This window comes from Xanthobacter lutulentifluminis (genome assembly GCF_043194675.2).
GTDB lineage: Bacteria > Pseudomonadota > Alphaproteobacteria > Rhizobiales > Xanthobacteraceae > Xanthobacter.
Window position 1 is genome coordinate 1,578,572 of sequence record NZ_CM195525.1, and the last position, 12,066, is coordinate 1,590,637.

The 12,066-nt window shown below is 64.5% G+C and carries 14 protein-coding genes; 13 read left to right on the top strand and 1 reads right to left on the bottom strand.

The features are described from left to right. Position 1 precedes the first annotated feature (1 nt). The 4 genes from V5F49_RS07095 (at position 2) to V5F49_RS07110 (ending at position 4,758) form a co-directional block, all read left to right on the top strand. Positions 2 to 571: a DUF2924 domain-containing protein gene (locus V5F49_RS07095; RefSeq protein ID WP_394118053.1), complete on the top strand. Its 570-nt coding sequence runs from the start codon at positions 2 to 4 to the stop codon at positions 569 to 571. Beyond that, positions 564 to 2,333: a recombinase family protein gene (locus V5F49_RS07100; protein ID WP_394118052.1), complete on the top strand. Its 1,770-nt coding sequence runs from the start codon at positions 564 to 566 to the stop codon at positions 2,331 to 2,333. The genes V5F49_RS07095 and V5F49_RS07100 overlap by 8 nt, the downstream gene beginning before the upstream one ends. Before the next feature lie 507 nt (positions 2,334 to 2,840). Next, positions 2,841 to 4,079: a site-specific integrase gene (locus V5F49_RS07105; protein ID WP_394118051.1), complete on the top strand. Its 1,239-nt coding sequence runs from the start codon at positions 2,841 to 2,843 to the stop codon at positions 4,077 to 4,079. 460 nt (positions 4,080 to 4,539) lie between these two features. Continuing rightward, positions 4,540 to 4,758 (top strand): hypothetical protein, encoded by a 219-nt coding sequence (locus tag V5F49_RS07110; protein WP_509210759.1) that lies wholly within the window; start codon positions 4,540 to 4,542, stop codon positions 4,756 to 4,758. Between the two features lie 806 nt (positions 4,759 to 5,564). On the opposite strand, the gene V5F49_RS07115 is transcribed toward V5F49_RS07110, so the two are convergent. Beyond that, positions 5,565 to 5,792, bottom strand: a complete 228-nt coding sequence (locus V5F49_RS07115) for a helix-turn-helix domain-containing protein (RefSeq protein WP_394118049.1) — start codon at positions 5,790 to 5,792, stop codon at positions 5,565 to 5,567. A 115-nt stretch (positions 5,793 to 5,907) separates the two neighbouring features. Here V5F49_RS07115 and V5F49_RS07120 point away from each other — a divergent pair, with 115 nt between their 5' ends. From V5F49_RS07120 to V5F49_RS07160, 9 genes are all read left to right on the top strand, one after another. Beyond that, positions 5,908 to 6,645 carry a hypothetical protein gene (locus V5F49_RS07120; protein WP_394118048.1) on the top strand — a complete coding sequence of 246 codons (738 nt, stop codon included), beginning with the start codon at positions 5,908 to 5,910 and terminating at the stop codon, positions 6,643 to 6,645. Beyond that, entirely contained in the window at positions 6,642 to 7,184 is a 543-nt protein-coding gene (locus V5F49_RS07125; RefSeq protein ID WP_394118047.1) for a hypothetical protein, read from the top strand. The genes V5F49_RS07120 and V5F49_RS07125 overlap by 4 nt, the downstream gene beginning before the upstream one ends. A 111-nt stretch (positions 7,185 to 7,295) precedes the next feature. Then, positions 7,296 to 7,880 carry a hypothetical protein gene (locus V5F49_RS07130; RefSeq protein ID WP_394118046.1) on the top strand — a complete coding sequence of 195 codons (585 nt, stop codon included), beginning with the start codon at positions 7,296 to 7,298 and terminating at the stop codon, positions 7,878 to 7,880. Positions 7,881 to 8,031: 151 nt separating this feature from the next. Further along, positions 8,032 to 8,232, top strand: coding sequence for a hypothetical protein (locus V5F49_RS07135; protein ID WP_394118045.1), 201 nt, complete (start codon positions 8,032 to 8,034; stop codon positions 8,230 to 8,232). Next, a complete protein-coding gene (locus tag V5F49_RS07140; protein ID WP_394118044.1) occupies positions 8,225 to 8,569 on the top strand; it encodes a hypothetical protein in 345 nt (114 codons plus the stop codon). Before V5F49_RS07135 ends, V5F49_RS07140 begins: the two co-directional genes overlap by 8 nt. Beyond that, complete coding sequence (locus V5F49_RS07145; protein ID WP_394118043.1) at positions 8,569 to 8,859, top strand: hypothetical protein; 291 nt, start codon at positions 8,569 to 8,571, stop codon at positions 8,857 to 8,859. The genes V5F49_RS07140 and V5F49_RS07145 overlap by 1 nt, the downstream gene beginning before the upstream one ends. Further along, complete coding sequence (locus V5F49_RS07150; protein WP_394118042.1) at positions 8,856 to 9,245, top strand: hypothetical protein; 390 nt, start codon at positions 8,856 to 8,858, stop codon at positions 9,243 to 9,245. Before V5F49_RS07145 ends, V5F49_RS07150 begins: the two co-directional genes overlap by 4 nt. After that, a complete protein-coding gene (locus V5F49_RS07155; RefSeq protein WP_394118041.1) occupies positions 9,242 to 10,144 on the top strand; it encodes a DUF7146 domain-containing protein in 903 nt (300 codons plus the stop codon). The genes V5F49_RS07150 and V5F49_RS07155 overlap by 4 nt, the downstream gene beginning before the upstream one ends. A gap of 50 nt (positions 10,145 to 10,194) precedes the next feature. Then, complete coding sequence (locus tag V5F49_RS07160) at positions 10,195 to 11,532, top strand: phage/plasmid primase, P4 family (RefSeq protein ID WP_509210779.1); 1,338 nt, start codon at positions 10,195 to 10,197, stop codon at positions 11,530 to 11,532. The last annotated feature ends 534 nt before the right edge of the window (positions 11,533 to 12,066 follow it).

The following is a 12,066-nucleotide window of genomic DNA, read 5'->3' on the forward strand; positions in this document are numbered from 1 at the left end:
GATGACCCTCCTCGACGACACTCCCGCTACGGATTCCACTGGAGGCGCCCCGGCGCCTCCAGCTCGCGTCGACCTCCGGATGGAGCTGCCTTCCCGCCTCATAGCCCTCGGCACCGTGGACCGCAACGCTCTCGTCGCAGAATGGAAGCACCAGTTCCGGGCGGCCCCGCCCGACCGTATCCGCCGGGACCTCCTGGAGCTAGGCATCGCCTGGAAGCTCCAGGAGAAAGCCCTCGGTGGCCTGAAGAAGGCTATCGTCTCCGAGCTGCGGGGGCTGGCCGAAGCGCTTGCCGCGACGGGCGACATCCGCCGGACGAAGGCGCCCCGCCTGAAGCCGGGTGCCCGGCTGGTTCGCGAATGGGGCGGCGTGACCCATGAGGTCACCGTCACGGAGGCTGGCTTCCTCTGGAACGGAAAGGCCTGGACCTCCCTCTCGGCCATCGCCGGGGAGATCACCGGGGCCCACTGGTCGGGACCCCGCTTCTTCGGGCTCGCTGGCGGAGGCAAGACGGTGGGCCGGGGGAAGGCGAAAGCCCTCACTGCGGATCTTGAGGATGCTTGCGATGCGTAGGACGACCCGATCTGGTGTCGGAACACCTGCTGCAAAGACCTCGACGGTGCGCTGCGCCATCTACACCCGCAAATCCTCCGAGGAGGGATTGGAGCAAAGCTTCAACTCCCTCGATGCCCAGCGCGAGGCCTGCGAGGCCTATATCGCCAGCCAGAAGGCGGAGGGCTGGGTCGTCCTGCCCAAGATGTACGACGATGGCGGCTTCTCCGGCGGCACCATGGAGCGTCCGGCCCTGCGGCAGCTCCTCGCAGATGTGGAGGCCGGGCTCGTCGATACGGTGGTCGTCTACAAGGTCGACCGCCTGACCCGATCCCTCGGCGACTTCGCCAAGATCGTCGAGGTGTTTGACATGGTCAGTGCCTCCTTCGTGTCGGTCACACAGTCCTTCAACACGACCACCTCCATGGGCCGGCTAACCCTCAACATGCTGCTCTCATTCGCCCAGTTCGAGCGAGAGGTCACCGGCGAGCGCATCCGCGACAAGATCGCCGCCTCCAAGGCCAAGGGCATGTGGATGGGCGGCAGGCCGCCGCTGGGCTACGAGGTCCGGGATCGCAAGCTGGAGATTGTGGAGGGCGAAGCGGAAACCGTCCGGCGCATCTTCGCGCACTACGCCGAGCTTGGGTCGGTCCTGGAGCTGGGGGAGGAACTGGCCGCAGCTGGGATCACTGCCAAGCGACATGTGTCGGTCGCAGGCAATGTGACCGGCGGCAGCCAGCTGGGCCGGGGTGCTCTCTATCACCTGCTGCAGAATCGGCTCTATCGCGGCGAGATCAGCCACAAAGGGATGATCTATCCCGGCCAGCACGCAGCCATCATCGACGAGGCGCTGTGGGACAAGGTGCAGACCCTGCTGGCGGAGAACCGGGTCGAGCGAGCCACACGCTCCGATGCCGCGGCACCCAGCCTCTTGGCCGGGCTGGTTCGGGACGAGGACGGGATTGCGCTCACCCCGAGCCATACCAACAAGAAGGGGCGACGCTACCGCTACTATGTCAGCCACGACCTGATCACCGGGAGGAAGGATGTCGGCGGTGATGGCGACAGCGGACCCAAGCGACGCCGCAGCGCGGCGCGGCGTATCCCGGCGACAGACCTGGAAGCCATCGTCGAGGGGCGCCTGACCGAACTCTTCGCCGATGCGTCGGCCATCGACACCATCGTCGCACCGCGCGCTCGGGATGTGGAGGAGCGCCGAGCGCTCGTTGCCCGGATTGGTCAACTTGCACATCGCTGGCCGAGCCTTCGTCCGGCGGAGAAGATCGCCAGCCTGCATCGGCTGGTGAAGGAGATTGTCGTCACATCGACCGCGGTGAGCATCACCATCCGCAATGATGCCATCCTCGCCTTCGTCCGTGGTGACGCCGATCCCGATCGGAATGACGACAGCGAAACCTTCACGCTGTCGGTGCCGGCAACTCTTAAGCGCGTGGGGATGGAGATGCGCCATCTCATCGATGCACCGCAGGCTCCTCAGAACCGTAAGCCCGACCGCAGCCTGCTGCGGCTCCTTGCTCGCGCCCAAAAATTCCGGGATCTGATCCTTCAGGGCGACGGCACCTCCATCACCGAACTCGCCGCCGCGAGCTCCGTCACGCCATCCTATTTCACCCGCATCATCCGCCTGGGGTTCCTTGCGCCGGACATCACAGCGGCGATCCTCGACGGGCGCCAGCCCATCGAGCTTTCGGCCCTGAAACTGTCATTGGCCAATCTGCCGAAGGACTGGTCGGAGCAGCGCCGCGAACTCGGCTTCAGGTGATCCCATCGACCATCAGGAACCGGACCGACCCGCGCCCCGCCATCCGGCGGGGTTTTTCCGTTTCTGGTCCGGCAGTCCACGACGAGTTGCAAAGAGCATCGCGGGGCAAACCGTACCACCAAAATGGCCTCGGGAGATATCAGCGGGTGATGCGCGCCGGTTCCGGTACCGACCGGGTCTCTCCGCGCGGCTGCGGGATGAGCCTCGGCGCATGTCTTTGAACCGCCCGCGCTATTCGCGCCCGACGGCAAAAGCCAAAAAACTCTGCAAAATCAACTTGTTGTGGCGGAGAGGGGGGGATTCGAACCCCCGATACGGTTGCCCGTATGCCGCATTTCGAGTGGTGCCGTTTTGACGACGCGCGGCGTTGCGCGGTTTTGAGCCAACCTGCTTATTCCCTGTTTTTCAACGCATTACAGCGCGCACCGCTGCGCATGGCACATCTCGCCATTGCGCGTTTTTGCGTTCTGCTGCTGACTTGGTGCTGACTTGAGAATCGAGGGCGCCATGCCGAAGCTCACAAAGAAGGTGGTGGACGCGGCCACCGCAGACCCCGCCCGCAAGCTCATGGTGTGGGATGCGGAACTGAAGGGCTTCGGCCTGCGCGTGACGCCCGCCGGGATCAAGAGCTATGTCGCGGCCTATCGCACGGCGGAAGGGCGCCAGCGGGAATACACCATCGGCAAGCACGGATCGCCATGGACATGCGATCAGGCGCGGGAGAAGGCCCGCGAGGTCCTGCGCGCCGTCGCCGATGGGATCGATCCCCTCGCGGAAAAGTCGGCAGCGCGCTCCGCCTTGACCGTATCCGAGCTGGCGGACCTCTACCTGTCCGATGGGCCGGCGGAGAAGCCGAACAAGAAAGCCCGCTCCTGGGAGACCGACCGCGCGCTGCTGAAGGCCCACATCCGGCCGCTTCTCGGGGCCCGCACCGTGAAGAGCCTCACGCGTGCCGACATCGGGCGGTTTCAGATGGACGTTGCGGACGGCAAGTCGGCACGAAAGACGGAGGCCAAGCGGGGACGACGCAAGGTGCTCGGCGGCCGTGGCGTCGCGGCGCGCGCCACAGCCACGCTGAAGGCCATGCTCTCCTTCGCCACGGGCCGGAAGATCATCACGGAGAACCCAGCCTCGGGCGTGCAGCTCCTCAAGCAGGAGAAGGTGGAGCGCTTCCTGTCCGAGAAGGAGGTGGCCAAGCTCGCCGAGGCCATCGCCAAGCTCGAAGACGAGACCATCCTGGCGCCAGCCTTCGCCGGCATCTTCCGCATGCTGATGCTCACCGGCTGCCGTGTCGGCGAGATGGAAGGCCTGCAATGGGACTGGATCGACGCCGAGCGCGGCCTGATCCGCTTCCCGGACAGCAAGACGGGCGCGAAGGTGACGCCCCTGCCCTCGCCTGCCGCGGACGTGCTCGCCCACTTCCCGCGGCGCGCCGGCGATCCCTTCGTGTTCCCTGCCACGCGGGGCGCGTGGGGCCGCATCTCGGGCCTCCCCAAGGCCTGGAGCGAGGTGCGCACGGCGGCCGGCTTGCCCGACCTTCGCCTGCATGACCTGCGGCACTCCTTTGCCTCGTTCGCGGTGGCGGACGGCGCGTCGCTCTACCTCGTGGGCAAGGTGCTGGGCCATAGGCAGGCGAGCACGACCGAGATTTATGCCCACCTGCGGGATGATCCGCTCAAGGCGGTGTCGGATCGCACGGCCGCGAAGATCGCCGCAGCGATGAAGGGGAAGAAGCGCGACACCTGATGGCCGATTTTCGTTCCCGGATACATCGTTTTCGCGGGGAACAAGGGGAACGCGGGGAACAGGCTGGCAGAAATGAGCAGCATCAACGCTTTGATGGCGGTGCAGTCTGTTCCCCAAGCCGTTCCCCGGCTGGGGAACAGAGGGGAACAAGGGCTGGGGAACAGCGCGGAACGGCGCGGCGGGGGCGGACGCAACGGCCAACTTGGCCGCCGCGTTCCCGTGGGCTGAGGCTCCGGCCGTTCCATGCCTCGCCTTCGGGTGCATCTCCAAAGCGGAAGGCGTCGGCAGTCGGCTTGAACCGTCTCTAGAGACACCCATGTGACGGGAAAGCTGCGCATCTGGAGAGTGCCCTGTGCCATCACCTGAAACGACACCATCACGGCAGGCCCGCTGGAAGGCGTCTCTAGAGACGCACGGGGTCCGCCAAATCAACCTGCTCGCCCCCGAGGCGGCTCATGTCGTGCTGAAGGAGATCGCCAACCGGACACGGGCTGGTGAGCTTCTGGAGGAGGTGTTGCGCACGCTGGTGCCGCCGCAGGAGCGGACCATGGCGCAGAAGCAGGCTGACGTGCGGCGGATGCTGGCGGACCATCCCGAGCTGCCAGACCGGGAGATTGCCCGGCGCCTGTACGTCTCGCCGCAGACGGTCAACACCTGGCGGAAGAGGTTAGGCAGGTGATCCGCTCAAGTCAGTGGCGGATTGGGGGGGCAACAAAGGCTCAAGTGCGAGCCAAGCATCTTTATGCACGTCGAAATCCATTTATGACCCATACGAGTGTTGATCCGAACAGTAGAAGAGATGCAGGCGGGATCAATGCCCAAGGAGCCCATCCGATCCAATCAATATATTCAGGCACAGGCATGAAAACGTCATTTGTCTTGAACTGACATAAAAAATCAGGATTTTCTCCGAAGCAGCTATCTGCTTTTTTCAGATCATTTTTTATGAAACTTCCTATCATTTCATCTGTTGTATTTATCGGTACTACGAAAACGAAATCTTTATCAAATATTTGAACATTAACGCGTTTGGTTTGTTGTGGGATCGGATGATTGACCGCAGAGTAGCATGCTACGCCTATCCAGGCGGCTGATAATACAAGCCACAAACGAAAAAATCCTCGTCTCCAGTTCATTTCTTCAGCCTCACGCTCGTCCCATCGCCATTCTCCGCAACGAAAATGACACCGGCGGCTTCGAGAGTGTCCATTCGATCTAGCGGCGGAACGAATTTCGATCTTCTTTTAAGGCTTCATAGCAACGCTGAATCTGCCTCTCCTCTTCCAAAGTTGGAACATCTATTGCTTTAGGGCCAATCGTCCTTCTAACCAAACTTACGCAGGATTCTCCTGAAGCGGAGTAGTCTCTACCGAGGGTAGCCAGCCAAATAAATACAATGATAATCCCATAAAAAATGAGCATATATTTTAGTGTTTGTGGAATTTTCATTTTTTTCTACCCCCACCCCCCACTCCCAAAAAATGCCTATTTCCTAATTCTCACTCCCGGCCCCTCACCGTTCTCTGCGACGAAGATGACGCCTGCGGCTTCGAGGGCGGCGCGGATGGCGGCCATGTTGTTCGCGATTGGCGTTCGCTTGCCTGTTTCGAAATCACGGATTGTCGAAACGCCAGCACCGGACGCAGCGGCCAGCTGAGGTTGCGACCATCCGATAAGAGCGCGAGCGGCGCGGCATTGGGCAGGCGTGAGCATACAAAAATCCTAGACCATTCATCACTTCGCTACAAGGTCATATTTTTAAGTTGACATCGGCGCTCGTCGCCTCATTCTGTCAATGTCATTGTTTTCATATGACTGGAGCAACACAATGCCGAAGCCCACCGCGGCGGCAAACGCCGCCCCCATGCCTACCTCCCGCCGCGACATCCTCAAGGCCACCGGTGCCCTCGGCACCATCGCCGCGCTGGCGGTGCCCGTCGCCATCCTGCCGAAGGCAGAGGCAGCAGAGATGGCCGACGCCGAGTTGCTCGCCATGGGGCGCGAACTCGAAGCCATGTGGGCGCGCGAGCGCGAGCTTGTGGCCGAAGGCAAGCGTCTCGACGCTCTGGCTGAGCAGATGCGGCCGGAGCCCGCGCCAATCCTGCTCACCTTCGAGAGGGATCAGGAACGGCTGCTTGAGGGGACAGCCGGACGGTACCGGACGAACTTCAGGATGCACGATTGGCTGCGCGCCTACGATGCCATGTGGAACTCGCCCACACGGCAACAGCAGCCCCTGGTGGCCGAGGTGCTCGCTGCCTACGAGGCATGGCGGAAAGGCGGGGAGGAAGCCGAGCGGCTTTCCGGAGCGGCCGCAGCGGATGACGCCTTCGACCGCGTGACCAACGACATCGGCGCGCTTTGCAGCCGGATCGCGGCCACGCCGGCTAACAGCCCCGCCGGCTTCATGGTGAAGGTGCGCGCGCTGGAATGGTGCTATCCGGACAGCACGGCCGCCGAAGTCCTCCGCAACCAGATGGAAGATGAGGGCGAACACGCCAGCGTGCGCCTCATGGCCAGTGCCCTCCGCGACGCCCTGAGCTTCCTGGAAGGAACCGCCGTATGATCCGCCGCACCTTCGCCGGCCGGCCCGGCCGCGCCCTCACCACCGGGCCCCAGCCGCCGGCTATCCCGTTCGAGCACCAGCCCGAGCTGCGCGCCCTGATGATGCTCCCGACGCTCCCGCCGGGGCACATGACGTTCCCGGTAGAGGATGATGCCTTCTATCCGCACCTGCGCCGCGGCGAGTTCGCCGTGGTGGACCTCGCCGACCACCAGCCGGCGCAGGGCGAGCTGTTCCTGATCGCCTATCGCAACGCGCTGGTGGAGTGCGGCCACACCTTCGCCCTGTGCCAGATGGTGGAACGGACCCGCTATCGTCGGCCGGGCGGCCCGTGGCTGCACCAGGCGGAAGCCGGCGCCGAGCCTGCCCCGCGCTGGATGGCCCGCCACTGGATCCCGCCGGCCGATCCGCGGGACCGCGAGGCGGCGCTACGCTCCGGCCGGATCGGCACCAGCGAAGGCCCGTTCACCACCGAGCACGCCACAGAGAAGCTCGTGGGGCGCGTCGTGGGCGTGTGGGCGCCGGGGCGGCTGGGGGCGTAACCCGCAGGGGATCACCGGGCGTGGCGTATGTGGGCCGCGCCACGAATTTTCACCACAGGCCTTGCGCATTGGTTTTGTATTTTGTAAAACCAAATCCAGCGGGAGGCTGATATGACCACTGTGTCTGACCTGGTGAGCGACGTCGCCAAAATTACGCGTGAACCGCGTGAAACGGTGAACGCCTATGCGCGCGCCCTCATCGACGGCGGATTGCTCCCCAAGTCCAGCGGGCGCGCGATTGCTCATGTTACGCCTCGGCACGTCGCGCGCCTCTTCCTCGCCATCGCTCTGGAACCAAAGATCAAAGACACCGCCGATACTGTGGCGACCTATGGGGCTCTTGTTGCCGGCGGCGTCCCTAAAAGTGCTCCTGCGTCCATTGAGCGGACGACCGCTGAAGATTGGCTCTGCGGCATGCTTTGCGCCATTAAGCAGGACAATGGCGACGCTGCGGACAGGGCCCAAAATCGCGACACTGAAGTCGAAATCATACTGAATTGGCCAGAGATTATTGTGAAAGCTCCGGAAGCTGGCGAATATGGAGAGTTCTGCCAGCATTTCACGGCACCCGGATCGCCTGCAACCCATTGGCGAGGGTACGTGAAGCGTAGCTACACTATTCACGGGCGCACATTTGCCGTTCTCGGTGGCGAGAGGGCGGGTGAGTATTTCGTGGACCAGAAAGCAGAACAGTAAAGGATACTCAATGCCTGAGCTTTCCAACCCGCCCAAGGAGGCGGGACCGGCGGAGCCTTGCCTTCCGACCGACTTGTCCAAAGTCCCTCTGACCGACTTGTCCAAAGTCCTTCCGCCCGACCTGTGCCGGTCTTGGCTGCGGGAAAAGGAGATGGCCAAGCTGATCCGGATCGTCACGGGGGCACCCTGCTCGCCGCGGACGCTCTCGACCTGGCGCTGCCGCGGCGGCGGCCCGCCGTTCCGCAAGGTGCGCGGCCGGCATGTGGTTTACGGCCTTTTCGATGGCCTCCGCTGGTGCGCCGAAGGCATCGGCCCCGCAATCAGCTCGACTTCGGAGGTGGCGAATGACTGATCTGATCCTTCACCCGACCTTCGGCGACAGGGAGGTGGATATGGCCATCGAGCGCCTGCGCGACCTCGGCGCCCGGCACGCGCGAGGCTTCCTGATGGAGGTGATCGCCCTTGGTCGGGATGGATGCCCCGACACCTGGAATGACCTGATGACGGATCATCTGGTGAGCGTTCAGGCACAACTGGAGTGCGCCGGCGCCTCCGACAAGTCCGATAAGCATTGGCCGCTCGCCCTCTCCCTCATGATGAGCATCTTCGAGCAGGCCTTCGCTCGGGCCGTCATCCAGTCTGTGGCAGCCTCCGATCTTGCCAATATCGAACCTGCGGGGCACGCGTGATGGCGGCGCACATCGTCGCGCCGGCCCGCATCCGGCGCACCTTCAGCCCCCAGCCCTGCGGCTGGGTGAAGGTCAAGGAAGAGCGCCGGCACCGCTATCGGATCTGCGTCATCCCGGACGGCGCGGACAGCTTCCAGTGCCTCGTCGTGGACCACGACGGCGATAGCGGCGCCTGGATCGAAATCGAGCTTGTTGAATTCGGCGAGGCATTGACCACGGCTCTCGCCGTCAATCGCGATCCGGCACACCAAGCGTTCGGCGCACCCATCATGACCCGAGGCACCAAATGACCCCGCGCGCCCGGCAACGGCGGCTGGAGCGCCTCGCTCTCCAGAACGAAGCCACCATCGCCTCGGACAAGCGCTTTTTCGAGCGCTTCCCGGATCGGCGATACCGGCTGCGTCTCGCCTCGGGGCCGGAAGTGGAGCTCAACCGCGCGCTCCGCGACGCCTGGGCAGCCCCCGGCGGCCGGCTGTTCGTGGTGGTGCATAAGGTGTCGCCCACCGTGCGCATCCGGGCCCTGTTCTTCGGGCCGTCGGAGAACGCGGCCGACTTGGACAATGTGGGCGAAGCGGAAGCCGCGTCTCTCTTCGAGCGGGCGCGTCAGCAGAGCCCGCAATTCTCCGGGATCGAGCGCGCTACCGTCGCGGCCTTCGGGGACAGTGGCGCCGTATGATGGACCTGCGCACCATAGCGAGCGCCCTCGGTGGCGAAGTCGTCGGGCGGCAGGTGCTGGCGCCCGGGCCCGGTCACAGCCGCGCTGATCGCTCCCTCGCCATCGTGCCGTCACCCCGCGCGCCCGGCGGCTTCCTGGTGCACTCGCATTGCGGCGACAACTGGAAAGAATGCCGCGACCATGTGTGCGACGCGCTCGGCATCGCGCCTCCTGAGCGGCGCCGCAAGCCCAGCCGCGAGGAAGTGGCGCAGCGCCGGGAAGAGCGCGCCCGTGCCGAGGCCGATGCAGCCGCCGACGCTGCGAGGCGCGTCGGATGGGCGCTACGGGTGTGGCGGCAGGCCGTGGACCCGCGCGGCCGCATCGTTGAAACCTATCTGAACAGCCGGGCACTGCCGCTCGGCGAGGATCTGGCGCGCTCCGTCCTGCGGTTCCACGGCAGCCTGCGTTATGGCGACGCCGGCCACGGCGGCATGGTCGCGCTGATGCGGGACATCCTCACGGATGAGCCCTGCGGCATCCACCGCACCTTCCTCACCCCGGACGGCCGGAAGATCGACCGGCGCATGCTCGGGCGAGCCAAGGGCGCCGCGATCAAGCTGGACGCCCTCGCCGGCCCCAGCCTCACCATCGGCGAGGGGATCGAGACGGCCATGTCCGGGCGCCTCTTCGGCTTCGCCCCGGCATGGGCTCTTGGATCCGCCGACGCCATCGCCTTCTTCCCCGTCCTGCCCGGCATCGAGCGGCTGACGATCCTCGGCGAAACCGACGACAGCGGCGCGAACGCGAAGGCCGTGAAGGCGTGCGCACGCCGGTGGATGGCGGCGGGCCGCGAGGTGTTCGTGGTCGAGCCCCGCATCGCTGGTGACATGAACGACGTGTTGCGGGAGGGCGCGCATTGACCTTTGCATCAACCGCCGCCTTCGAGACGCGCCGCCTCACGCCCGACGACGTGGCGGACTATCGGACGAACGACCTTCTGACCGAGGACAGCGCCGCGCTGCGCTTCGCCGAGCTGTTCGCGGACAAGCTGCGCTTTTGCCACGACAGCGGGGCCTGGTTCGAATGGAGCGGATCGGCCTGGCGGAAGAACCGCACCGGCCGCGCCTTCCATTGGGCCCGCGACCTTGCCCGGAACCTCGCCGACAACGAGCCGGACAAGGTGCGATACATCACCGGCAAAACCAGCTTCGCCCGCGGCGTTGAAGCCTTCTCCCGCACCGATCCAACATTCGCGGTGACGATTGAGGCGTGGGACCGCGACCCGTTCCTGCTGGGCACGCCCGGCGGCACGGTGGACCTGCGCACGGGCCTCCTCCGACCGGCCGATCCGAAGGACGGCATCACGAAGCTCGCTGGCTGCGCGCCGGCCCGTGCACCCGATTGCCCCCGCTGGCTGCGGTTCCTCGAAGAGGCCACTGGTGGGGATGCCGAGGCCATCCGGTTCATGAAGCAATGGTGCGGCTATAGCCTCACGGGCGACACCCGCGAGCACGCCCTGATCTTCGTCTATGGGCCGGGCGGAAACGGCAAGAGCGTCTTCCTGAACGTGCTCACGGCCATCATGGGCGAGTACGCCACCACGGCCGCAATGGACACCTTCACGGCCTCGCACAACGACAAGCACCCCACCGACCTCGCCATGCTGCGCGGGGCCCGCCTCGTGACCGCGAGCGAGACCGAGGAGGGCCGGGCCTGGGCGGAAAGCCGGATCAAGCAGATGACCGGTGGCGACACCATAACGGCCCGGTTCATGAGGCAGGACTTTTTCAGCTTTCGGCCGAACTTCAAGCTCACAATCGTCGGCAACCACAAGCCGGCCCTGCGCAACGTGGACGACGCGGCTCGGCGCCGGTTCAACATCGTTCCCTTCACCCGCAAGCCGGCGTCGCCCGATCCCGAGTTGGAGGCGAAGCTGAAGGAGGAGTGGCCCGGCATCCTGCGGTGGATGATTGAAGGCTGCCTGGACTGGCAGAAGAACGGCCTTGTCCGGCCCGCGAGCGTGACCGAGGCGACGCAGACCTACTTCTCGGATCAGGACTTGCTCGGGCAGTGGATTGAGGAGATGTGCAGGATTGAACAGGGGCGCATGGATATTTGGGATCGGTGTGCAGACCTGTTCGAAAGCTGGTCCGAATACGCTCGCGATGCTGGCGAAGAGCCCGGCACCATGAAGTCGTTCAGCGAGGCGATGCAGCGAAAGGGCTTTGCTCCGTATCGCACCAAAAAGACCCGCGGCTTTCGAGGCATTCAGCTCCTGCCCAAGGCGCGAACCGGCTTCAGCGAATGACGATGGCGCAGCCTTGAGCCATCTCCCCTGACGATGCCCGCCTTGATGGCGGGTTTTTTGTTGCCCTTCCTTGCCACAATCTTGCCACGAAGGGTGACGGGTGACGGATGGTGACGGGTAAAACCCATTATCGGCCCCACGCGTGCGCACGCGCGTACGGCGGCTTATATGGAAAAACCCGTCACAACCCGTCACCCGTCACCCTCGCGGACGGTCACAGGGGGAGGGGTGGTTTCCGACTTGCGCCCGAGGCCCCAGGACCGGCGGTGGTCAACCGCGCGAGATCTGGCCTAATTCCACATTTCAGACAGTGGTTTCCGGCGGGGCGATGCGTCGTGGTGCGTAGAAGCGCGCAACGGATCGCCTATGCGCAAAGTCATGTTCTGTTAAATGGGTTTATTTCGTTGACCGAATACCGCGCGCGAGGCCTCATGTTCCAATGCTGCAACGACTTCGCAAGTTGTTCCGCCCCGAGGCCAAGTCTCTCGCGTCGCCTGATGCGGAGATGCTGGCGCTGTTTGGTGCAGCCGCTCC